The organism is Microvirga sp. TS319 (genome assembly GCF_041276405.1).
Classification (GTDB): Bacteria; Pseudomonadota; Alphaproteobacteria; order Rhizobiales; family Beijerinckiaceae; genus Microvirga.
Window position 1 is genome coordinate 80,218 of sequence record NZ_JBGGGT010000001.1, and the last position, 22,283, is coordinate 102,500.

Consider the following 22,283-nt stretch of genomic DNA (forward strand, 5'->3'; position numbering starts at 1 on the left):
GGGAGGACCTGAGATGCCGAAAATGAACTTCACCCGCCGAACCGCCGTTGGACTTGGTCTGGCCGTTGCGCTGCTGCCTGCAGCCGTCCGGGCAGATACGCTCGACACGATCAAGCAGCGCGGCAAGATCCTCATTGCGATCGATGTCAGCCATCCGCCCTACGGCATGCTTGACGATAAGGCGAAGGAGACCGGCTCGGACGTTGAAACCGCCAATCTTCTCGCGAAGGATCTTGGAGTTCCGCTGGAGATCGTCCAGGTCTCCGGTGCCAACCGCGTTCCCTTCCTGTTGTCCGGAAAGGCCGACATCGTCATCGCGTCTTTCTCCATCACGGAAGAGCGTAAAAAGGTCGTTGACTACTCGCGGCCCTACGGCGTCATCCCGGTTGTCATCGCGGCTCCTACTGGCGAAAAGATCGCACAGGCGAACGATCTCGATGGCAAGATCATTGCCGTCGCACGCGGCACCACGGCAGACATCGAGCTGACCAAGGTTCTGAAGCCGGTCAGCGGCGCCCGGATCGTACGCTATGAGGATGAGGCGACGACCAACACGGCCGTAGCGACCGGCCAGCAGAACATCTTTGCTGCGGCGCTTTCCACCGCCAACGAGGTGCGCGATGCCAACCCCGCCAAAAAGCTCGAGGTCAAGATGACCATGGCCGCCTACCCGATGGCCATTGGCCTGCGCAAGAAAGATGATGCGCTTCGTGACTGGGTTGACAACTGGGTGGCGGCCAACCTCAAGAACGGCAAGCTGAACGAGATCTACAAGAAGTACTTCAAGTCGGACCTGCCGGCCGAGATGATGGAATAACGATAAGGCGTTCTCCTCATAGGGAGGAGAATGGTTTTCGTAATTTTCGTTCACTCACTCTCTAACACCCTGAACCCGGACGGCGCCGTTGCGCGTGCGCCGTCCGCATGAGAATTTTTTGCAGGTGGCAAGAATGAACCGACTGTATCGCGGCGTATATCCGGTGGCTCCGACCATATTCGACGACGCTGGTCGCCTTGATCCCGAGGGGCAGAAGCGCTGCATCGATTTCATGATCGATGCGGGCTCGGATGGTCTGTGCATCCTGGCCAACTATTCCGAGCAGTTCCTGCTCAGCGACAGCGAACGTGAGAGCGTGACCCACACCGTTCTGGACCATGTGGCCGGGCGAGTGCCGGTCATCGTCACGACGAGCCATTTTTCGACCGATATCTGCGCCGAGCGCTCGAAGCGGGCGCAGGAGGCTGGCGCCGCGATGGTGATGATCATGCCGCCCTTCTTCGGGGCGACGCTGCGCGTCGCGGAAGCCGGCATCTACGAGTTCTTCCGCCGGGTGTCGGATGCGATCAGCATTCCGATCATGATCCAGGACGCACCCATGGCCGGAACCGCCCTGTCGCCGGCCTTCCTGGCCCGGATGGCGCGCGAGATCGCCCAGGTGTCCTATTTCAAGATCGAGGTCGCCGGCACCGCCGGCAAGCTGCGCGAGCTCATCGCGCTCGGCGGCGACGCCATCGAAGGCCCCTGGGACGGCGAGGAGGCGATCACCCTGATGGCCGACCTCGATGCGGGCGCGACCGGCGCGATGACGGGCGGGGGCTTTCCCGACGGCATCCGCCAGATCATCGATCCTTACTTTGCCGGCAACCGCGAGGGAGCCCTCGTGGCCTATGAGCGCTGGCTGCCTCTGATCAACTACGAGAACCGCCAGTGCGGCCTCTCCGCCGCCAAGGCGCTGATGAAGGAAGGCGGCGTGATCCGGTCGGACTTCGTGCGCCATCCGCTCCAGCCGCTTCATCCCGAAACCCGCAAGGGCCTCATCGAGATCGCCCGCCGCCTCGATCCGCTCGTGCTGCGCTGGGGGCTGTAACAGGGAGGCCTCGACGGACAGCCTTGTCTCGACCGGGCGGTTCTCCTGCTTGATGGGAGCTGTTAGTCTATCGCCCAGATGGAGAACCGCCAGTCGAGCTGGGGATCGGCGGTGGCGATCCAAGCCGACCCGTCTTACAGCATCGGGTGTGAAACCGAACCCACATCCGATGCTGTTCCGGATTGGGTATTGCACTCGATCGTCAGAGATCAGGATCGGCCTCACCTCCCCGTGAGCTGCCTTCGGATTCGCCTTGAAGAGGTTCGAATTGTCTTCCGCCTATCGGTCCGGTCGACCCGGCAGGCCCCGAGGAAAGGATTTGTGATGAACTCCGTTAAAAGAATCGGCTTTGTTGGTCTCGGTTTGATGGGAACCGGAATGGCGAAGAATATCCGTGCCAAGGGATTTCCCTTGACGGTATTGGCCCATCGCAACCGGAAGCCCGTTGACGATCTGATTTCCCGGGGGGCCAAGGAGGCGGCCACAGCCGCAGACCTGGCGCGGGAATGCGACGTGGTCATCCTTTGCGTGACGGGCTCGCCTCAGGTCGACGATGTCCTCAACCGTCCGGGCGGTCTTCTGGAGGGAATGCATCCTGGCCTCGTTGTGGTCGACAGCAGCACCGGCGATCCTGACTTCGCGGTGCGCGCCGAGGCCGCCGTTCGGGCGCGGGGGGGAATGTATGTCGATGCTCCCGTGAACCGCACCCCCAAGGAAGCCGAGGAAGGTCGCCTCAATGTCCTTATCGGCGGCGATGCCGCTGTCGTCGACGACCTTCGGCCCGTGCTGGAGTCCTACTCCGAAACCATTCATCACCTTGGTCCCATCGGGTCAGGGCACAAGGCAAAGCTCATTCATAACTTCATCGCGCAGGGCAATGCAGTCATTCTGGCTGAAGCGTTCTCGGCGGCGGCGAAAGTTGGCCTCGATCTGCGTTCCTTCGCCGACCTATGCCGTTTGAGTGGCGCTCATAGCCGGACCTTCGACCGCCTCATCCCCTTTGTTCTCGAGGGAGACGATTCCAATCAGAAGTTCGCGCTGCGCAACGCTGTAAAAGATATGCGGTCGTATACGCATCTCGCGGAGATGGCGCCGGCTACGGCCTTCGTCGCACAGGCCATCCACCAGACCTTCGTTCTTGCGACCGCCTTGGGACACGGGGACAAATACATCGCACACCTGTTCGATGTGATGGGCGAGATCAACGGTACCCGCGTCCGAGCGGACTAAAGCGACACATGAGGAGGCCGACAATGATCACGTTGCACGAAAGGTGTCGAGGATGAGTGCAAGGGCGACGACCGCTGGCGAAATTCTGCCGGTTGACGGCTATCGAGGGGCGCTCGCGGGCCGGGTCTGGCGGCCGGGTGTCGGCCCCTGTGTCGTGGCGATCCGGCAGGAGGGGGTGGTCGACATCTCGGCGACCTGCGCCACCATGAGCGACCTTGCCGCCGTGGCGGATCCGGCGCGGACGCTCAAGAGCGCCCCGGGCGAGCGGATCGCCTCCCTCGACGAGCTCATGGCCAATACGTCCTCCGACCACCGCGACGGATCAAAGCCCTGGCTGCTGGCGCCGATCGACCTCCAGGTGATCAAGGCCGCCGGCGTCACGTTCGCGGTGTCGATGCTCGAGCGCGTCATCGAGGAGCGGGCCCGGGGCGATGCCGGGGCGGCCGCCGCGATCCGGGCCGAGGTCCTGCGCCTGGTCGGGGACGATCTCAGCCGGCTTAAGCCGGGCTCGCCCGAGGCCATGGCCCTGAAACAGGTGCTGGTCGCGCAAGGCGCCTGGAGCCAGTATCTCGAGGTCGGCATCGGGCCCGATGCGGAGGTGTTCACCAAGGCCCCGACCCTGTCGGCCGTCGGGCCGTTCATGGATGCCGGCCTGCACCCGCACTCGACCTGGAACAATCCCGAGCCGGAAGTGGTGATCGTGGTCACGGCCGAGGGCCGGATCGTCGGGGCGACGTTGGGCAACGATGTGAACCTGCGCGATTTCGAGGGCCGCTCCGCCCTGCTGCTGTCGAAGGCCAAGGACAACAACGCCTCGTGTGCGCTGGGCCCGTTCGTCCGCTTCTTCGACGAAAGCTTCTCGCTCGACGACGTGCGCCGGACCACCGTGACGCTGACGGTGGAAGGCGTGGACGGATTCCGGCTCGAGGGCGCGTCCTCCATTACGAAGATCAGCCGCGATCCGGCCGATCTGGTCGCCCAGACGCTGGGTCCGCACCATCAGTATCCGGACGGGTTCGTGCTGTTTCTCGGCACCATGTTCGCGCCGACGCAGGATCGGGACGAGCCCGGCATGGGGTTCACGCACAAGAGCCGCGATCAGGTCACGATTGCGGCGCCGGAACTCGGCACGCTCGTCAACCGGATCCGGCCGAGTTCGGAATGCGAGCCATGGACCTTCGGCTTGAGCGCCCTCATGCGCAACCTCGCACAGCGCGGTCTCATCAACACGAACCAGGCAGATTGACGATGACGAAGAACTATATTGCGGGCGAATGGGTTGGGGCGTCCGAGGCCTCCCCGAACCTCAACCCGTCCAACACCCAGGACGTGATCGGCGAGTTCGCCCGCGCCTCGGCCGCCGAGGCGCAGGCCGCCATCGATGCCGCCTACGAGGCGTTCCCGGCCTGGGCGCATTCCTCCATCCAGACCCGCCACGACCTCCTCAAGGCGGTCGGCGACGAGATCCTGGCCCGCAAGGACGAGCTCGGCCGCCTGCTCTCGCGCGAGGAGGGCAAGACCCTGCCCGAGGGCATCGGCGAGGTCGCCCGCGCCGGCCAGATCTTCCAGTTCTTCGCCGGCGAAACCTTGCGCATGGCCGGCGACAAGCTGGCCTCCGTGCGCCCGGCCGTCGACGTCGAGATCACCCGCGAGCCGGTCGGCGTGGTCGGCCTGATCACGCCCTGGAACTTCCCGATCGCGATCCCGGCCTGGAAGATCGCGCCGGCGCTCGCCTACGGCAACACCGTGGTGTTCAAGCCGGCCGAGCTGGTGCCGGCCTCCGCCCATGCGCTCGCCGAGATCATCATCCGGGCCGGCGTGCCGGCGGGCGTGTTCAACCTGGTGATGGGCAAGGGCTCGGTGGTCGGCGAGGCCATGCTGCAGAGCCCGAAGGTGGCCGCGATCTCGTTCACCGGCTCGGTGCCGACCGGCCGCCGGGTCGCCCAGACCTGCATCACGGCCGACCCGATGAAGAAGGTCCAGCTCGAGATGGGCGGCAAGAACCCGATGGTGGTGCTCGACGATGCCGACCTGACGGTGGCGGTCGAGTGCGCCGTCAACTCGGCCTTCTTCTCGACCGGGCAGCGCTGCACCGCGTCCTCGCGCCTGATCGTGACGGAGGGCATTCACGACCGCTTCGTGGCCGCGATGCAGGCGCGCATGCAGGGGCTGGTGATCGACGATGCCCTGAAAAGCGGCACCCAGATCGGCCCGGTGGTCGACCAGAGCCAGCTCGACCAGGACCTGAAATACATCAGGATCGGCCAGGACGAAGGCGCCCGGCTGGTGGCCGGCGGCGAGCTGTTGAAGCGCGAGGCGCCCGGGTTCTATCTTTCGCCGGCGCTGTTCACGGAGGTGGACAACCGCATGCGGGTGGCGCGCGAGGAGATCTTCGGGCCGGTCGCGACGGTGATCCGGGCCAAAGACTATGACGAGGCGCTGGCGATTGCCAACGACACGCCGTTCGGGCTGTCGTCGGGCATCTGCACCACGAGCCTGAAGCATGCCGGCCACTTCAAGCGCCATGCCGAGGCCGGCATGGTGATGGTCAACCTGCCGACCGCGGGCGTCGACTATCACGTGCCGTTCGGCGGCCGCAAAGGTTCGTCCTATGGGCCGCGCGAGCAGGGCCGCTACGCGCAGGAGTTCTACACCACGGTCAAGACCGCTTACACCTTCGACGGCAACGGACCTTACGTGCCCAAGACCAAGGGCAGCGAGTAGAGCGGGCTGGTGACGCAAGGAGCGAGGCACGCGTGGGCGTGTCTCGCATAGCGTCTGACGCTACGCCCACCTGAAAAGGCGAATTTCCACCTTGGGTCCGATGCACTGGCGGCTGCCGGCCTCCAGGTCGCCGAGGTTGATGTTTGCCCACAAGCCATCAAGCGGTGCGGAAGTGTTCGTTCGCCAGAGTCAGGGCTGCACGCCCAAGCGGCTGATCACCTATCAGCTTAGCGGTTATGCAGCCGCGCCCCTGCGGCTGTTCTGCCTTCGCTATCCAGCTTCGCCGACACAAGGTCTCACAGCAAGGGCAGAACGTTGTAGCATCTGTCCGGGTCTCGGAAGTCCCGGACGGACGGGCTGAAATGGAGATCGACACGCAAAGCCCCCGAACTCTGCGTATGTGACAACGACTTCCTTGTCACATTATGGTTTTCCATCTAGTTTGCCCGCGTTCTCAGGGCGGGGTGGAAGTCCCTACCGGCGGTATGCAGTGAACTCTGCGAGCCCGCGAGCGCCTTCCTCCGGAAGGGTCAGCAGATCAGGTGAGAGGCCTGAGCCGACGGTTATAGTCCGGATGAGAGAGAACGTGCCAACTGTGCAAGCCTCAGGCTGCGCGGTTGCTCGGGATCGCCTTGGGTGACGTGTCAATGCACTATCAAGGAGATCACCGTGACACACGCCCGCTATGCCTTCATCAAAGCCAACTGGCATGCCGATATCGTCAATCGGGCCCTCGAAGGATTCTGCGAACTCATTCCGTCCGAACAGGTTGATGTGTTCGACGTTCCAGGCGCATTCGAGATGCCGTTGCTGGCTCGCGATCTTGCTGCGTCGGGCCAATATGCTGCTGTTGCGGCGGCCGCATTCGTCGTCGACGGGGGCATTTACCGCCATGAGTTCGTGGCGCAAGCGGTGGTGGACGGCCTGATGCGGGCCGGCATGGACACCGGCGTGCCCGTTCTTTCCGTCTCCCTAACGCCCCACCAGTATCAAGAGACCGAGCACCATTCGCAGATCTATCGCGCCCATTTTGTCGAGAAAGGCCGCGAGGCCGCGAAGGCAGCGCTGATGATTATGAGGACACGCGCTGCTTTGGGGGCCCAAAGGGTGGCAGCAGAGTGACCAAAGCCGCTGGATGCTCAATCTTCAGCCATTGATCCTGCGATCGCCGCGCCGGCTCGTCAAAGAGAGCCGGCCGGCTGTCAGATCGACGATCTGACGCAAGGGGAATTTCCATGAATTTGAACACGATTAGGGAAGCGATTGAAGCCATCGCGAACGGGGAGCTCATCGTTGTCGTGGACGACGGCGACCGCGAGAACGAGGGGGACCTGATTATGGCGGCCTCCAAGGCGACGCCTGAGCAGATTGCCTTCATGGTGCGTCACACCAGCGGCATCATCTGCGCTCCCATGTCGCCTCAGCGTGCGGATCACCTGAACCTGGCGCCCATGGTTGCCAATAATCGCGACCCTATGCGGACCGCTTTCACGGTATCGGTCGATTACAAGGTCGGATTGACGACGGGGATCTCCGCAGACGAGAGATCAAGTACGTTGCGGGCCCTCGCCAACAACAACTCCGTGAGCACCGACTTCCTGCGTCCCGGCCATGTGTTTCCGCTTGTCAGCAAGCCGGGCGGCGTTCTCACACGATCCGGGCATACGGAAGCTGCGATCGACCTGGCCAGGCTTGCCGGCTTGGAGGAGGTCGGCGTTTTGGCGGAGGTCGTCAACGATGACGGAACGGTCAAACGCCTGCCCCAACTGCTGGAGTTCGCGAAAGAGCACAACCTCAAGATCATCTCGATCGAAGACTTGATTGAACATCGTGTTCGCAGCGAGCCTTTTGTCTCCCGAGTCGAGACAACGACCGTGGCAACCCCGATAGGGCCCGCAACGGCGCACATCTATGCATCTGCTTTTGAAACGACACAGCACCTTGCCATCGTGTTCGGCCATATCTCCGAGCAGAAGGGTGTTCCGTGCCGGATTCATCACGAGCAACCGTTACGCGACCTGTTCGGCAGTCAGACGACATCACAGCTCTGGCTTGAAAACGCTTTTCCACAAATCAAGGCGAGCGGACGAGGCGTCATCATTTTTGTCCGTGATCCGAAGATCGCGGCTTTTGATCAGGATCCGTCATCGGACGAAGGCGTGGAGCGGCATCAAAGCACTCAAATCAGGATGAAGCGCTGGCGCGAAGTCGGGCTCGGAGCGCAGATCCTGAGGGATCTCGGTGTGACCTCGATTTCTCTCGTCGCCACGCAGCACCGGCAGTATGTCGGGCTGTCTGGCTTCGGCATCGAGATTGTCGGGACCACGCTCGTTCAACATTAAGATGCATGTTGCAATCTAACGATGGGCCTAGGCTCCGTGACACGGGTGCCTAGCGCATCGTGCGAGAAAGTGGCCCCGGTTTTTCGCGAGAACGATGCGCTCTTTCCAAGAAGGGGGCATCGGTTTCGATCCCAAAAGTGGATTCCACTTTTCACGTCCGATGCTCTAGGCCTCCAGTCACCAGCACTCGAAGCCGCCATCGACGAGAAGGTCGACGCCCGTCACGAATGACGCGGCCCGGCTCAGCAAGAAGATGGCCGGGCCCACCATTTCGTCCACGGTAGCCATGCGTTGCAGTGGCGTTTCGGCCTCGAACACCTTCCGCTGTTCGGCAACCTCGGGCCTAAGATTCATGGGTGTCAGAGTATAACCCGGGCTGATCGCATTGACGCGGAGCCCCCGTTCAGCCCACTCCATCGCAAGGCTCTTCGACAGATGCACCACGCCCGCTTTCGAGGTGTTGTAGTGCGCTTGCAATAATCCTCGATTGACGATCGAGCCGGACATCGAGGCGATGTTGACGATCGAGCCTCGGCGGCGGGGCAACATGGCCCGCGCCTCAGCCTGACAGGAAAGGAACACGCCGGTCAGGTTGATGTCGATCACCTTCTGCCACTGGAACAGCGGCATCTCCTCCGCCGGGTTCGCGTTCGCGATGCCCGCACAGTTCACCGCGCAGGTCAGTGGACCCAGATCGCTTTCGACCCGAGCCATGGCCCGCTCGAGATCGGCGCCGCTCGTCACGTCGCCGCCCAGCGCAATCGACCGTCGGCCGAGACTTTCGATAGCCCGCAAGGTGTCATTGATCGCAGTCGAGCTCGGCAGGTCGAACAAAGCAACATCGGCGCCCGCTTCGGCAAGTCCGATCGCGATCCGCTGGCCGATGCCGCTTGCCGCTCCGGTGACAAACGCCACGTCGCCTTCCAGGCTGAACAACTTCATCATCTTCTCCCTGATGTCACATCGTGGCGAGTTCCATGACGGCGATCCGCCCGGCGTCCTTTTGGTCGAGGACACCACGGTTGCAGCCTCGACTGAGCACCATCACGCGATGGGAAAGTCCCAGAACCTCGTCGAGGTCGGAACTGACGACGACAACGGCCATTCCCTCGCGCGCGAGTTCCGCGATGACCTCATAGATCTGTGCTCGCGCACCGATGTCGATACCGCGCGTGGGCTCGTCGAGAATGATGACGCGTGGCCGTCGGGCGATGCTTTTGGCGATGACCACCTTCTGTTGGTTGCCACCGGACAGCTCGTTGACCTGCTGGTCCGGCGCGCCTTTCACCCCGAAGCGACCGATCATCCTTGCGGCGAAATTCTGAACACGGCCTGGAACGATCCATCCGCCGCGGGTCACATCGCTGTAATTCCCGACCAGAAGATTGTCTGCGATGGACTGGGCGAGGATCACGCCCTGAGCCTTGCGATCTTCGGGCACGAGGACGATACCATGATCCAGCGCATCGCGCGGGCTCCGGAGCGAAAGGCGCTCTCCCCCGACAAGAACCCGGCCGGCGGAGATGGGATCGACTCCGGCGATGCCGCGAACCAGTTCCGTGCGTCCGGCGCCGACGATCCCGGCGATCCCGAAGACTTCTCCGGCCCGGACTTCGAAGCTGATCTCCTTGAAGGCGCCTTCGGCGCTCGTCAGGCTCTCGACTGTGAGGAGCGGCCCGCCGGCAACGTCCGACAGGGCCGGGAACATTCTGTCGAGTGGGCGTCCGACCATGTCATGGACAAGGCGTTGGACCGGAACTTGAGCCGTCTCGTATGTGGCCACGAGTGCGCCGTCCCGCAGGACCGCTACGCGGTCGGCCACGCGGGCGATTTCGTCGAGCCGGTGACTGATATAGATGAAGGATACGCCTTCCGCCTTCAGCTTCTCGATCTGCTCGAAGAGGCGATCGGTTTCATCTCCACCCAAAGCAGCAGTGGGCTCGTCAAGAATGAGCAACTCGGCCTTTAGCGTGAGGGCTTTTGCAATCTCGACCTGCTGTTGTGCGGCAACCCTGAGGTCCCGCACGAGGGTTGTCGGGGGCACGTCGAGGCCGAGCCGTTGCAATTGCTCAGCCGAACGGCGATTGATTTCACTGCGATTGACCCGTCCGACCGATGTGGGAAGCCTGCCGACGAACACGTTCTCGGCAATCGACAGATCGGGAAGAAGTCGCATTTCCTGGTGAATGAGACCAATCCCGGCCGCGAGCGCATCGGCAGGACTGGATGGCGCGTAAGCCACGCCTCGCCAGGTCATCGTTCCTTCCGAAGGTTCCGTCAGGCCTGCCACGATGCCCGAGAGGGTGGACTTGCCGGCCCCGTTCTCGCCCAGAAGCGCGAGGACCTCTCCGCGGTTCACCTCCAGGCTGACCCGTGAAAGGACCGTGTTCGGCCCGTATTTCTTCCCGACACCGTGCAGTGCGAGGATTGGGCCGTTATGCCCCGTTCTGCTCGCGAGGGTCATCCGCTGTCCCTTCCATCTGCCGAGGATGGCGCGGGAGGCGCCATCCTGACTGCGAACCTCTTCGAAGGCTCTTAGCGCATTGTGCGGACCCAGCAGGCCGCGCAGCGAAAAGTGGCCCCGGTTCTCCGCTTAGAACGATGCTCCCCCAAGAAGGGAGCATCGGATTCAATCCCGGAAGTGGAGTCCACTTCCCGCGTCCGATGCTCTAGGGGTGGTTCTTGATGAACGCGTCCACGTTCTCCTTGGTGGTCAGGGTTGCGTCCTGGAGCTGTACGGGCGGAAGCTTCTCGCCTTTTGCGAGCGCAATGGCGGCATCGACGCCCATCCGGCCCATCTTCTGGGTCTGCTGGGTTGCAGTGACGTCGAAGACGCCATTTTTGAGGGCCTCGAGCGCAGCCGTGTCACCGTCGAACCCGGCGATCCAAATCCGGTGCCCGAGGTTGGCGACCTTGACGGCCTGAGCGGCGCCAAGTGCAAGGGCGTCGGCCTGACCGAAGATGATCGAAGCATTCGGATGGGCCTGCAACAGGTCGGAGGCCAGCTTGAAGCCTTCGTCCTGGTGCCACTGGTCGCTCCAGAGCTCGCCGACCACCTTCACATCGGGATATTTGGCAAGGGCCTCGGAGCATCCTTTCGTGCGATCCACTTCCGGGGTCGTGCCCTTCTGGCCATGGATGATGAGCATCTCGCCCTTTCCGCCAGCCTGCTTCAGGATGTAGTCACAGACCTGCCGGGCCGATGCGACGCTATCGGTCGCAATAAACGTATCGCCAGGGGCGCCCTCTGCGTTCCGGTCGATGTTAACGACAGGAATATTGGCGGCCTTCGCCGCCTTGACCGGTACAGCCGCCGCCGTTGCGCCTGCCGGAATATAGATCAGGGCATCGATGTTCTGGGCCAGAAGATCCTGAATCTGGCTGACTTGAGTGGCAGCGTCGCCCTTCGCGTCCACCGTAATGACCTTCAGCCCCTTCTCGGCGCCTTGGGCTTCCACAGCTTGCTTGATCTGGTTGAAGAAGTTGGCCTGCAGGTTCGCCACGGCCAGCCCGATCGTCTTGGCCTCGGCAGCGTTTGCGGAGCCGCACGCACTGGCGATGGCGGCGGCAGAGACGGCGGCAATCAGCAGCTTTTGGATCGTCGACATACTTTCTTCCTCCTTCAGCCCCGCGCGCTTTCCCGTGGCTTGCGGGTGTTTCCCTTGGTCCTTTCGGACCGATCTTCGCCTACCCGGGCGAATTTCTTCGGTCAGCGCGTCCGCTTGCGGAGCGTGTCGGCCGACACGGCAACGGCGATGACGACTCCGATGATGATCTGTTGAACGAAGGGCGAGACGTGCAGAAGATTCAGCCCGTTTCGCAGAAACCCGATGATCAGAACGCCGACGGCGGTGCCGCCGATGCCACCGACGCCGCCGGTCAGGCTTGCGCCGCCAATCACCACGGCAGCGATCGTGTCCAGCTCATAGCCCAGACCTTGACTGGGTTGCGACGAGTCGAGCCGTGCCGACATGATGACTCCGGCAAGACCGGCCATCACCGCGCTGAAGGTGTAGACGGCAACCGTGACACCCTGCACCCGGATGCCGGCAAGCCGCGCAACCTCATGGCTGCCGCCGATCGCATAAAGTGCGCGTCCGGAAGGCCTGAACGTCAGGAAGGCCCAGGCCGCCAATGTCAACACGATCATGACGGCGACGGTGGTGCTCACGAAGCCGAAGTGCCGGATAATAGCGAGGTTCGAGAACCAGTCCGGAAATCCGATGATCTGCTCGCCATTCGTGATGATGCTCGCGATCCCGCGGGCAATCGACATCATCGCGAGGGTCGCGATGAAGGCCGGCATGCGAAGAACCGTGATCATCAGCCCGGAGACGGCGCCGCAGAGCGCGGAGGCGACGAGTGCCAGCAGAATGGCAAGAGGAAAGGGAACACCGAGATGGTTCCCCAGATATCCCATCACCATCGCAGAAAGCGCGAGAACGGATCCGACCGAAAGATCAATGCCGCCGATCAGGATCACCATCGTCATTCCGACGGCCATCACGCCAATGACGGTGATCTGATCCATGACATTGAGGAAGTTCCGCAAGGAGAAGAATGTCTCCGTCGCCAAGGACAGAAAGACGATCAACACCACCAAGCCCACGAACGGCCCGGTGGCGCCGGCCAGTTTCAGCGTCCAAGGCCTGGTCCGCTGTCCACCTGATGCTGTAATCGCCGTCATCTCAGTTTCCTCCTCGACCACTTTGGGCCGCAGCCGGTTGATGATCCGGCATTTGTTGTAATTCCGGCACGAGACGGGCGCGCCTGACGGCGCCCAGCCACGCCGCTCGAGCCGACCTTCTGTCGGCTTCGGATTGGGCCGGCATGAACGTGCGCCCGGGGCGTTCCAGTCCCGCGAGATCCGATAACGAGAAAAGCCCCGCCTGGAGGCCGGCGAGATGGGCGGTTCCGAGCGCGGAGAGTTCCGCCGTCTCCGTGCGAAACACCGGGAGGCCGACCATGTCGGCCTCGAACTGCACCAACTGCTCATTGCGGGTCGGGCCGCCGTCGACCATGAGCCCGCTGACCGGCACGCCGCTGTCGCGAACCGCATCGATCACGTCGGCGATTTGGTGCGCGATCGAGTCCAGCGCAGCGCGCGCTACGACGCCCCGTCCCGACCCGAGCGTCACGCCGGAAAGGCAGCCCACTGCGGCGCTATCCCACCAGGGAGCCCCGAGCCCATTGAAGCCCGGCACCAGATGCACATTGCCGGCGCTTGGCGTAGCCGCGGCGAGCCGGGCAAGCCCGGCCGGATCGATTCCGAGCAGATCGGCGGCCCAGACGAGTGTCGATCCGGCGGAGCGGATGTTGCCTTCGAACGCAAGCGCCGGGACATCGACCCACCAGGCGATGGTTCGGCAGATCCCGGCATGCAGCCGGTCCGGGTTGGCGGCCACAACAGGTCCCAGCAATCCCATGACCGAAGAGCCTGTCCCTTGGGTCGCCTTGACCGGACCGGGTTCGAAAGCACCATGGGCGAACAGGGCGGAGTGCGAATCCGCCAGAACCGAGAGAACCGGCGTTCCATCGAGAAGGGGCAGGAGGTTTGCTACCGTCGGAAAGGGCCCCGTCGAAGGGACGATCCTTGGGAGCGCTCCCTCGGGCACGCCGAAGAGGTCCAGAAGCGCGGGGTCGAACGCGCAGGTCTGCACATCGACGAGTTGAGTGCGCGAGGCATTCCCAGCCTCGATGAGCGGCTCGCCTCCCAGACGCGACAGCAGAAAAGCGTCGATGGTTCCGACAACGAGTTCGCCGCGGCGAGCTCTTGCCCGGTCCGGATCGATCCTGTCGAGAATCCATTTCGCCTTGGCGGCCGAGAACATCGGATCCAGCGGCAGGCCCGTCGTTCTCCGGATCTGCTGGCTTTGTCCAGCGCCCCGGATGGCTTCGCACAGCAAGGCTGTGCGCTGGTCCTGCCAGGAAAGGACCGGGCTCAACGGCTCGCCGGTCCGGCGATCCCACACGACGCAGGACTCGCGCTGCGTGCTCAGTCCCACTCCGACAATGTGCGCGGCCACCTCGGGCGTCACCGTCTCGGCAACGGCCCGCCTGACGCTGTCCCAGATTTCGGACGGATCCTGCTCAACCCAACCGGGATTCGGCGTCGCCTGCCCGATACTGGCCTGACCTCGCGCCCGGATGACGCCCGCCCGATCGACAAGGAGCACCTTTGTGGAGCTGGTGCCCTGGTCGATGGCGAGGATCAGCGGGCTTGCCACGGCTAGCTCCTGAGTTCGACCGCGGCCGAGGCGATGCCCTCGGCATTCAAGCCAAAATGATCAAGCAGGAAGGATGGATCACCAGTCGGAGCAAAGTTCGGCACACCGAGGATACGCATCGGCACGGGCACGTGTTGGACAACAAGACTTGCGACCGCAGCGCCCAACCCACCTTCGGCCGTGCCCTCTTCGACGGTGACGATCGCCCCCGTTTCCGCTGCGGCCAGGATCGTGGCTTCATCGAGGGGTTTGATCGTCGACACGTTGATGACGCGTGCCGAAAGACCCTGTTCGGACAAACGGTCGGCGGCATCGAGCGCGCGCGAGACCATCGATCCCGTCGCAACGATGGCCAGATCAAGGCCGTCACGCAGGACATCGGCCCTGCCATACGAGAAGGGACTGTCGCGCCCTTGACTGACGGAAGGCACCTTGAAACGACCAATCCGAAGGAATGACGGGATGCCGCTTGCTGCAGCCCATCGAACGGCTGCGCCGGTCTGCTCGGGATCTGCAGGCACAACCACAGCGAGATCGTGGATGGCGCGCAGCCATGAGATGTCTTCAATCGAATGATGGGTAGGGCCAAGCTCGCCGTAGCTGACGCCCGGGCTCATGCCGCACAGGACGACGTGATAGCCGTTATAGGCAACGTCGGCCTTGATCTGCTCGAGAGCCCGGCCGGTGAGAAACGGCGCCGCGCTGCAGACGAAGGGCACAAAGCCCCCATTCGCGAGGCCGGCCGCAACACCGACCATGTTCTGCTCGGCGATGCCCACATTGATCACGCGATCCGGGAATGTCGACTGGAACTTGGTGAGATTGCTGGAACCGACACTGTCATTGCAGACCGCCACGATCCGGAGATCCTGCGCGGCAAGTTCAAGCAGTGTCTCGGCGAAGGCCTGGCGGCAATCGAATGTGGGTGGCGCGCCTTCTCGTGTGGGTGTCGATGTTTCCGTAGCCATCAGGCAAGCTCCTCCATCGCAATCTTCACCTGGTCGAGCGAGGGAACCTTGTGGTGCCACTCGACGCGGTCCTCGATGAAAGAAACGCCCTTACCCTTGATGGTATTCGCAATGATGCAGAGCGGCCGGTTCCGACGTGGCTGCGAGAACACGCGGTAGAGTTCGGAATGGTCGTGACCATCGATCGACTCCACCTGCCATCCGAATGCGATCCACTTGTCGGCGAGAGGCTCCAGGCTGTTCGTGTCTTCGGTGCGGGCGCCCTGCTGCAGCCGGTTCCGGTCGACGATCGCAACAAGGTTGTCCAGTCGACGATGGCCCGCAGCCATCGCGGCCTCCCAGTTGGACCCTTCCTGTAGTTCGCCGTCTCCCAACACCACGAAGGTGTTCCAGTTCCGGCCTGACAGCTTTGACGCAACGGCCGAGCCGACACCGATCGGAAGGCCGTGGCCGAGTGGCCCGGTGTTCGCTTCGACGCCGGGAACTTTGCGGCGGTTGGGATGTCCGTTGAGGGCCGAGAGCGGCTTCATAAAAGTCGAGAGGGCCTCCTGCTGGATGAAGCCGCGGAGAGCCAGCACCGAGTAAAGCGCAGCCGAGCAATGCCCCTTGCTCAGAATGAAGCGGTCTCGATCGCCGTCCTGCGGGTTCTGAGGATCAAGTTTGAGGATCCCGAAAAAGAGCGTCGTCAGGACATCGGTGACGGATAGGTCGCCTCCGATGTGGCCGGCCCGAGCCCCGTCGATCGTCCGAACAATCGAGCGACGGACGTGGCGCGCCAGCGATGCGAGATAATCGGAGCGCTCAGCGGAGCTGAGGAGCCTTACGTCGTCCAGAGTCAGCAATTCCGGCATTTCTGGCCGGACAGGGCCGTCGCTCATGCTTCCTCCTGAATAATTATTCATTATATGTTATAATTTCAAAGTACAGCGGACAGTGGGGCCCGGTCAATGCGGATCCACTCCACCTATACGAAGGGGGTAGGCCACCTACACCGCATCAGGAGATGCTGGACTTCTAACGGAACGTGAATAATTATGCATCGACAGTGTTTCTGGAGTAGCTATGGCCCGAGCCGACGAACTGAGAATGATCCTGAGGGTTGCTCAGTTGTACCATCTCGATGGATTGACCCAGTCAGAGATCTCCGAGCGTCAGCATATCTCCCAGGCGACGATTTCACGGCTGCTGAAGAAGGCCGAACAGATCGGTATCGTGCGAAAGACGGTCGTTGCCCCTCGTGGAACGTTTCCTGACCTTGAGGCTCGGCTGCGCGATCACTACGGTATTCAGGAGGCGATCGTCACCGAATGCTTTGCCGATCAGGAGGATGCGATTCTGTCGGCCGTCGGCACGGCAGCTGCCCACTATCTCGAGACGACCCTGGACGACGGCGAGGTCATCGGCATCTCGTCCTGGAGTGCCTCGCTCCTGCGGATGGTGGAGAGCATTCACCCGACCAAACGGCACGCGGAAAACGTCGTGCAAATGCTCGGCGGAATCGGTAACCCCGCAGTCCAGAGCCATGCAACACAGCTCACGACCCGGCTCGCCGAATTGACGGGTGCAAAGCCTCTGCTTCTTCCGGCGCAAGGCGTCGCGAGTTCGTCGGCGGCGAAGCTGGTCGTGCTCGGAGATTCCTACGTCAGGTCGACCATGGATCAGTTTCGCCGGGTGACGGTAGCCCTTGTCGGCATCGGCGCGCTGCAGCCCTCCGTAATGCTGGCCAATTCGGGTAATACATTTACGCACGAAGAGCTGCAGGATCTCGAACGCCGAGGAGCCGTCGGCGACATTTGTGTGAGGTTCTTCGATCGGCACGGACGTCCCATGGACGGACCGCTCGACGAGAGAGTGATCGGAATATCCTTGGAGGAGTTGCGCTCGGTACCGCGTGTCATCGGCGTCGCCGGTGGCGCCAGGAAGGCGACAGCAATCCGGGCTGCACTTCTTGGAGGCTACGTCGACGTTCTGATCACTGACCGGTTCACGGCAGAGAGGCTCGCGGAAGACCAGCCGTTGGGAGAGAGACATGAAGCGCTTCACGCAGAAGACAGTCGTCATCACGGGCGGTAGCCGTGGAATTGGTGCCGCCATCGCAAGACGATTTGCCGATGAGGGAGCTTCCGTCGTTGTCGCAGCCAACGAGCCGGCCGTTGAAAGCGTTGCGTCAAGCATTCGGGACGCGGGTGGATCGGCTCACGCGGTCATAGCCGACGTGACGGACAAACGGAGCATCGCAGCGCTCTACGACGAAGCGGAGCGTACCTTCGGCTCCGTGGATATCTCCATCCAGAACGCGGGCGTGATCACGATTGCTCGTGTCGAGGACATGACCGAGGCCGAGTGGGACAAGATCCTCGACGTGAATACGAAAGGGGTCTTCCTGTGCTGTCAGGAGGCGATCGCACGAATCCGCAAGCATGGCCGCGGGGGACGCCTGATCAACACCGCTTCAGGACAGGCGCGACAGGGATTCGTCTTCACCCCCCACTACGCCGCGTCGAAGTTCGGAGTAGTGGGATTAACCCAGAGCCTGGCCAAGGAACTCGCCAAGGAGGGCATCACCGTGAATGCCTTCTGTCCGGGAATTATCGACACGGATATGTGGGCCTACAACGACCAGGCTTGGGGAAAGCTCCTCGGTGATTACAAGCCAGGCGAACTCATGGCCGAGTGGGTGAAGGGTATTCCAATGGGCCGCGCCGGCACGGGCGAGGACGTCGCCGGCCTCGTGGCCTTTCTTGCAAGCAGCGACGCGGCTTATATCACGGGGCAAACGATCAACGTCGACGGCGGGCTCATGATGTCCTGAAGACTACCCGACAGTCCCGGCGGATGCGCCCGATCCCGACATGTGGCGGAGTTGAGGCTTACGAAAAGATACGACGTACCATCGAAACAGCCGCTTCTGGCAGTTCCGAGACGTAAGCGCTTAGAGCATCGGCCGTAAAAGCGGTTGCCGGTTTTGGGTGAAAGATGCCCACGAGCATAGGGTTACAGCATCGGACACGGCGGGTGCAGCCTCCTGAAGCAGTTCCGGTGTTACCGACGGCTTGCATCCTCGCCTGTCCCATGGCGCAACCAGGGCGCTTATCCCGTCGTTGGATATCGATTGACGAGTTTCCGATCGACCGCTCGCTCAGGATCGCGAGGCATCGCCGTTAGGGATGCGTTTACGCCTGGCTGCGTAACGTTGTTCGTCATTGATGGGAGAACGACATGTTGCGCGGAATGCTGGCAACAGCGGTAATTGCCTCTGGTACGATGTTCGCGATGGGAGCTCATGCCCAGGTCCAGGGACTGATCCCCTGCGCGCAGGAGGGCGGCTTCTGTCGCGTGCCTTATCCGACCCGCGTCATCTACGGGGTGCCCGGGCGAAGTGTCGAACGCTTCGTGCGTGGGGGAGGGGTCCCATGCTCGAACAGCGTCTTTGGCGATCCTGCCTATGGAGTGCCTAAGCGTTGCGCCTTTATTGCCCGCAGGCACGATAGAGGACCCGGGCGATGGGATGGCGGCCGCCATGCCCCGCCTCCTCATTGGGAGCGCGGGCCCAGACACCAAGACGATTATGGACGGCCGTATCGTACCCATTACCGGACCTATTGATGAGAGCACCGAGCGCAAAAACCGGAACCGGTTTTGCGTGAAAAGAAGCTCAACAAACATAGATTTGGCACACTGGACGTGGGTTCGGCCTCACGTCCGATGCTTCAGGCGGAACCACGCGGGCCCGGTTTACGGCCCACATGATACTCCGAGAGGTCCGGCTGCGTCCTGGAAGAGCACGCAGCCGGCTTGCCGGCAAAAAGCCCATAGCCCTGACCGCCCGGCTCCCCAGCCTCCACGCGGAGGTCAAATCCGAATGGCAGCCAGAATGGCGTGCCGACGGATGCCGGGCCGTTCCGGCCTCGCAATCCGATGGTCTCCTCTCCACAGGCCGCTCCAGGCCCGCACGCTCGGCGCCTCCATCGCAGGCAGAAAGAAAACGCAGCCTTCGCGAGACGAGGTGTTGACAAAGCGCCGGCTAATCGACATATCCGCAGCCCCGCCGGATTTCAGATCCAGGCAGGCTTCATCGCAGACCGCATCGGCAAGGTTCCTCGCGAACCGCACCGGCTGGCGGTCGAGCGGAAACGCAAGTTTCCGCTCAACGGCAAGAGCCGAGACTGTCATAATGACAAGTCCTCGCGGCTCCTCTGACGGACAGCAGAAGTTTTCAAGTCACATAAGCGGCTTGAGACTAAGCAAACGCAAAGACAAATTGATCTTTGCGAACGGTGAAGTTTGTCCTGATTACTGAAGGCCTGCGGAATCGAAATTCGGTCCGATAAAAAACTTCATAATTGTAGTTGACCTTCGGAAAGGACTTCGCTAAACACCTGTTCATCGGCGGCGGCCCTGGGGGCGCTGCCCGGGCGGGCGCTCTTCGGGGCGGGTCGCTTCCGGCCTTCGGGTTGGGTTTTGCTCTTTGACAAGTGAAGAAGGAAGAAGAAGCGCAGGCGGCGGTGTCCTTGCGGCGGCCCTTTGGGGCTGCTTTGAACAAGACATCGACCATGGTCTTGCGCTTTTGGTGAGTACACCGCTCTGGCTTTGGCCGGAGTGAGAGGTGCTCTGTCAATTTTGCGTTTTCAAGACGAACAGTCGAGATCGAATTCTGAAGTTCAACTTGAGAGTTTGATCCTGGCTCAGAACGAACGCTGGCGGCAGGCTTAACACATGCAAGTCGAACGCATCCTTCGGGGTGAGTGGCAGACGGGTGAGTAACGCGTGGGAACGTGCCCTTCAGTTCGGAATAACCCAGGGAAACTTGGGCTAATACCGGATACGTGCGAGAGCAGAAAGATTTATCGCTGAAGGATCGGCCCGCGTCTGATTAGCTGGTTGGTGGGGTAATGGCCCACCAAGGCGACGATCAGTAGCTGGTCTGAGAGGATGATCAGCCACATTGGGACTGAGACACGGCCCAAACTCCTACGGGAGGCAGCAGTGGGGAATATTGGACAATGGGGGCAACCCTGATCCAGCCATGCCGCGTGAGTGATGACGGCCTTAGGGTTGTAAAGCTCTTTCGGCGGGGACGATAATGACGGTACCCGCAGAAGAAGCCCCGGCTAACTTCGTGCCAGCAGCCGCGGTAATACGAAGGGGGCTAGCGTTGTTCGGAATCACTGGGCGTAAAGGGCGCGTAGGCGGCTTTGTAAGTCGGGGGTGAAAGCCTGTGGCTCAACCACAGAATTGCCTTCGATACTGCAAGGCTTGAGACCGGAAGAGGTTAGTGGAACTGCGAGTGTAGAGGTGAAATTCGTAGATATTCGCAAGAACACCAGTGGCGAAGGCGGCTGACTGGTCCGGATCTGACGCTGAGGCGCGAAAGCGTGGGGAGCAAACAGGATTAGATACCCTGGTAGTCCACGCCGTAAACGATGAATGCCAGCCGTTGGCGAGCTTGCTCGTCAGTGGCGCAGCTAACGCTTTAAGCATTCCGCCTGGGGAGTACGGTCGCAAGATTAAAACTCAAAGGAATTGACGGGGGCCCGCACAAGCGGTGGAGCATGTGGTTTAATTCGAAGCAACGCGCAGAACCTTACCAGCCTTTGACATGTCCGGTGTGGGGAGTGGAGACATTCTCCTTCAGTTCGGCTGGCCGGAACACAGGTGCTGCATGGCTGTCGTCAGCTCGTGTCGTGAGATGTTGGGTTAAGTCCCGCAACGAGCGCAACCCTCGCCCCTAGTTGCCATCATTAGGTTGGGCACTCTAGGGGGACTGCCGGTGATAAGCCGCGAGGAAGGTGGGGATGACGTCAAGTCCTCATGGCCCTTACGGGCTGGGCTACACACGTGCTACAATGGCGGTGACAATGGGCAGCGAACCCGCGAGGGGGAGCTAATCCCAAAAAGCCGTCTCAGTTCAGATTGCACTCTGCAACTCGAGTGCATGAAGGCGGAATCGCTAGTAATCGTGGATCAGAACGCCACGGTGAATACGTTCCCGGGCCTTGTACACACCGCCCGTCACACCATGGGAGTTGGTCTTACCCGACGGCGCTGCGCCAACCGCAAGGAGGCAGGCGACCACGGTAGGGTCAGCGACTGGGGTGAAGTCGTAACAAGGTAGCCGTAGGGGAACCTGCGGCTGGATCACCTCCTTTCTAAGGATGTTCTCTTGATTGGGTGCTCCTGTTCTCGAACAGGCTGTCGCTCACATCGGAACGCTTGGAACATACAGGGTCAAGTCAGACCCTATTTTGCGGGACGCTGCCGTCTTCGCTTCTTCTTCTCCGGAAAACCCTGCCGTTTAACGGCGGATCGGGCCTGTAGCTCAGGTGGTTAGAGCGCACCCCTGATAAGGGTGAGGTCGGACGTTCGAGTCGTCCCAGGCCCACCATTGTCAACGGGGCCTTAGCTCAGCTGGGAGAGCGGTAGCTTTGCAAGCTTCAGGTCGTCGGTTCGATCCCGACAGGCTCCACCATTGCTTTGGTGCGATGGTGGTGATGGGTGGTTCCGGAATTCTGCGCGCTTGGGGCGCGCGGGATCTTGTCGAATTCGGGCCCTCCCCTCTTGTGGGGGAGCGGCGCGGATGTTTGAAATCGTAAAGAGGCGGCATATTCGGCCAGCGGGCAACCTAGTCCCGCGAACCAGCCCTGGCCCGCAGCCAGGTGCGCCGGATATGCTTTGGCAAGCAAAACATGTCTTTGGAGCAATCCGAAGACAGGTCTTTCTTTTGGGTCGATGGCCGCTGCCGAGCGGACATCGATCATGAGAGTAATCAAGTGTCGTAAGAGCATCTGGTGGATGCCTTGGCGCTGAGAGGCGATGAAGGACGTGGTACGCTGCGATAAGTCTTGGGGAGCTGCGAACGAGCTTTGATCCAAGAATCTCCGAATGGGGAAACCCACCTTCGACCCTTTGTATTGTGACGACATC

At 61.9% G+C, this 22,283-nt stretch carries 17 protein-coding genes, 2 tRNA genes, 2 rRNA genes and 1 riboswitch (1 of these 22 running past the window's edge); of the genes, 13 read left to right on the forward strand and 8 right to left on the reverse strand.

What is annotated here, in order from left to right; translation table 11 throughout:
- Positions 1–13: 13 nt before the first annotated feature.
- The 7 genes from AB8841_RS00320 (at position 14) to ribB (ending at position 8,164) form a co-directional block, all read left to right on the forward strand.
- Positions 14–817 (forward strand): transporter substrate-binding domain-containing protein, encoded by an 804-nt coding sequence (locus AB8841_RS00320; RefSeq protein ID WP_370433899.1) that lies wholly within the window; start codon positions 14–16, stop codon positions 815–817.
- 133 nt (positions 818–950) lie between these two features.
- Positions 951–1,868, forward strand: a complete 918-nt coding sequence (locus AB8841_RS00325; protein ID WP_370433900.1) for a dihydrodipicolinate synthase family protein — start codon at positions 951–953, stop codon at positions 1,866–1,868.
- Positions 1,869–2,192: 324 nt separating this feature from the next.
- The gene (locus AB8841_RS00330) at positions 2,193–3,098 is read left to right on the forward strand and encodes an NAD(P)-dependent oxidoreductase (RefSeq protein WP_370433901.1); all 906 of its coding nucleotides are present in this window, start codon (positions 2,193–2,195) and stop codon (positions 3,096–3,098) included.
- A gap of 52 nt (positions 3,099–3,150) precedes the next feature.
- Positions 3,151–4,344, forward strand: coding sequence for a fumarylacetoacetate hydrolase family protein (locus AB8841_RS00335; RefSeq protein ID WP_370433902.1), 1,194 nt, complete (start codon positions 3,151–3,153; stop codon positions 4,342–4,344).
- Positions 4,345–4,346: 2 nt separating this feature from the next.
- The gene (locus AB8841_RS00340) at positions 4,347–5,822 is read left to right on the forward strand and encodes an aldehyde dehydrogenase family protein (RefSeq protein WP_370433903.1); all 1,476 of its coding nucleotides are present in this window, start codon (positions 4,347–4,349) and stop codon (positions 5,820–5,822) included.
- A gap of 446 nt (positions 5,823–6,268) precedes the next feature.
- Positions 6,269–6,412, forward strand: a riboswitch (FMN riboswitch).
- Between the two features lie 79 nt (positions 6,413–6,491).
- Positions 6,492–6,944, forward strand: a complete 453-nt coding sequence (locus AB8841_RS00345) for a 6,7-dimethyl-8-ribityllumazine synthase (protein WP_370433904.1) — start codon at positions 6,492–6,494, stop codon at positions 6,942–6,944.
- A 113-nt stretch (positions 6,945–7,057) separates the two neighbouring features.
- Entirely contained in the window at positions 7,058–8,164 is a 1,107-nt protein-coding gene (ribB, locus tag AB8841_RS00350) for a 3,4-dihydroxy-2-butanone-4-phosphate synthase (protein ID WP_370433905.1), read from the forward strand.
- Between the two features lie 177 nt (positions 8,165–8,341).
- Here the strand turns inward: ribB and AB8841_RS00355 are convergent, their stop codons facing one another.
- The 7 genes from AB8841_RS00355 to AB8841_RS00385 all read right to left on the reverse strand — a co-directional run bounded on the left by AB8841_RS00355 (position 8,342) and on the right by AB8841_RS00385 (position 16,237).
- Positions 8,342–9,109 (reverse strand): SDR family oxidoreductase, encoded by a 768-nt coding sequence (locus tag AB8841_RS00355; protein ID WP_370433906.1) that lies wholly within the window; start codon positions 9,107–9,109, stop codon positions 8,342–8,344.
- 13 nt (positions 9,110–9,122) lie between these two features.
- Positions 9,123–10,628 carry a sugar ABC transporter ATP-binding protein gene (locus tag AB8841_RS00360; protein ID WP_370433907.1) on the reverse strand — a complete coding sequence of 502 codons (1,506 nt, stop codon included), beginning with the start codon at positions 10,626–10,628 and terminating at the stop codon, positions 9,123–9,125.
- A 205-nt stretch (positions 10,629–10,833) separates the two neighbouring features.
- On the reverse strand, positions 10,834–11,772 hold the full coding sequence (locus AB8841_RS00365; RefSeq protein WP_370433908.1) for a sugar ABC transporter substrate-binding protein: 939 nt from the start codon (positions 11,770–11,772) through the stop codon (positions 10,834–10,836).
- Between the two features lie 101 nt (positions 11,773–11,873).
- A complete protein-coding gene (locus AB8841_RS00370; RefSeq protein WP_370433909.1) occupies positions 11,874–12,851 on the reverse strand; it encodes an ABC transporter permease in 978 nt (325 codons plus the stop codon).
- Between the two features lies 1 nt (position 12,852).
- Positions 12,853–14,391 carry an FGGY family carbohydrate kinase gene (locus tag AB8841_RS00375; protein WP_370433910.1) on the reverse strand — a complete coding sequence of 513 codons (1,539 nt, stop codon included), beginning with the start codon at positions 14,389–14,391 and terminating at the stop codon, positions 12,853–12,855.
- Positions 14,392–14,393: 2 nt separating this feature from the next.
- A complete protein-coding gene (locus tag AB8841_RS00380; RefSeq protein ID WP_370433911.1) occupies positions 14,394–15,359 on the reverse strand; it encodes a transketolase family protein in 966 nt (321 codons plus the stop codon).
- The gene (locus tag AB8841_RS00385) at positions 15,359–16,237 is read right to left on the reverse strand and encodes a transketolase (protein WP_370433912.1); all 879 of its coding nucleotides are present in this window, start codon (positions 16,235–16,237) and stop codon (positions 15,359–15,361) included. The genes AB8841_RS00380 and AB8841_RS00385 overlap by 1 nt, the downstream gene beginning before the upstream one ends.
- 184 nt (positions 16,238–16,421) lie before the next feature.
- Here AB8841_RS00385 and AB8841_RS00390 point away from each other — a divergent pair, with 184 nt between their 5' ends.
- From AB8841_RS00390 to AB8841_RS00410, 5 genes are all read left to right on the forward strand, one after another.
- The gene (locus tag AB8841_RS00390; RefSeq protein WP_370433913.1) at positions 16,422–17,432 is read left to right on the forward strand and encodes a sugar-binding transcriptional regulator; all 1,011 of its coding nucleotides are present in this window, start codon (positions 16,422–16,424) and stop codon (positions 17,430–17,432) included.
- Positions 17,389–18,171: a glucose 1-dehydrogenase gene (locus AB8841_RS00395; RefSeq protein ID WP_370433914.1), complete on the forward strand. Its 783-nt coding sequence runs from the start codon at positions 17,389–17,391 to the stop codon at positions 18,169–18,171. The genes AB8841_RS00390 and AB8841_RS00395 overlap by 44 nt, the downstream gene beginning before the upstream one ends.
- A gap of 1,850 nt (positions 18,172–20,021) precedes the next feature.
- Positions 20,022–21,508, forward strand: a 16S ribosomal RNA gene (locus tag AB8841_RS00400).
- Positions 21,509–21,667: 159 nt separating this feature from the next.
- Positions 21,668–21,744 (forward strand) — tRNA-Ile (locus AB8841_RS00405).
- An 8-nt stretch (positions 21,745–21,752) separates the two neighbouring features.
- Positions 21,753–21,828, forward strand: a tRNA-Ala gene (locus AB8841_RS00410).
- Here AB8841_RS00410 and AB8841_RS00415 read toward each other — a convergent pair.
- A complete protein-coding gene (locus AB8841_RS00415) occupies positions 21,794–22,117 on the reverse strand; it encodes a hypothetical protein (protein ID WP_370433915.1) in 324 nt (107 codons plus the stop codon). The genes AB8841_RS00410 and AB8841_RS00415 overlap by 35 nt on opposite strands.
- Before the next feature lie 6 nt (positions 22,118–22,123).
- Here AB8841_RS00415 and AB8841_RS00420 point away from each other — a divergent pair.
- Positions 22,124–22,283: ribosomal RNA gene (locus AB8841_RS00420) — 23S ribosomal RNA — on the forward strand (it continues 2,649 nt past the right edge of the window).
- Together the 16S and 23S rRNA genes with 2 tRNA genes alongside form the textbook arrangement of a ribosomal RNA operon.

Bases quoted from the DNA above. Each gene is read 5' to 3' on its own strand.
- AB8841_RS00320 (WP_370433899.1), top strand. From the start codon at position 14: ATGCCGAAAATGAACTTCACCCGCCGAACCGCCGTTGGACTTGGTCTG.
- AB8841_RS00325 (WP_370433900.1), top strand. From the start codon at position 951: ATGAACCGACTGTATCGCGGCGTATATCCGGTGGCTCCGACCATATTC.
- AB8841_RS00330 (WP_370433901.1), top strand. From the start codon at position 2,193: ATGAACTCCGTTAAAAGAATCGGCTTTGTTGGTCTCGGTTTGATGGGA.
- AB8841_RS00335 (WP_370433902.1), top strand. From the start codon at position 3,151: ATGAGTGCAAGGGCGACGACCGCTGGCGAAATTCTGCCGGTTGACGGC.
- AB8841_RS00340 (WP_370433903.1), top strand. From the start codon at position 4,347: ATGACGAAGAACTATATTGCGGGCGAATGGGTTGGGGCGTCCGAGGCC.
- ribB (WP_370433905.1), top strand. From the start codon at position 7,058: ATGAATTTGAACACGATTAGGGAAGCGATTGAAGCCATCGCGAACGGG.
- AB8841_RS00355 (WP_370433906.1), bottom strand. From the start codon at position 9,109: ATGATGAAGTTGTTCAGCCTGGAAGGCGACGTGGCGTTTGTCACCGGA.
- AB8841_RS00360 (WP_370433907.1), bottom strand. From the start codon at position 10,628: ATGACCCTCGCGAGCAGAACGGGGCATAACGGCCCAATCCTCGCACTG.
- AB8841_RS00365 (WP_370433908.1), bottom strand. From the start codon at position 11,772: ATGTCGACGATCCAAAAGCTGCTGATTGCCGCCGTCTCTGCCGCCGCC.
- AB8841_RS00370 (WP_370433909.1), bottom strand. From the start codon at position 12,851: ATGACGGCGATTACAGCATCAGGTGGACAGCGGACCAGGCCTTGGACG.
- AB8841_RS00380 (WP_370433911.1), bottom strand. From the start codon at position 15,359: ATGGCTACGGAAACATCGACACCCACACGAGAAGGCGCGCCACCCACA.
- AB8841_RS00385 (WP_370433912.1), bottom strand. From the start codon at position 16,237: ATGAGCGACGGCCCTGTCCGGCCAGAAATGCCGGAATTGCTGACTCTG.
- AB8841_RS00390 (WP_370433913.1), top strand. From the start codon at position 16,422: ATGGCCCGAGCCGACGAACTGAGAATGATCCTGAGGGTTGCTCAGTTG.
- AB8841_RS00395 (WP_370433914.1), top strand. From the start codon at position 17,389: ATGAAGCGCTTCACGCAGAAGACAGTCGTCATCACGGGCGGTAGCCGT.
- AB8841_RS00415 (WP_370433915.1), bottom strand. From the start codon at position 22,117: ATGATCGATGTCCGCTCGGCAGCGGCCATCGACCCAAAAGAAAGACCT.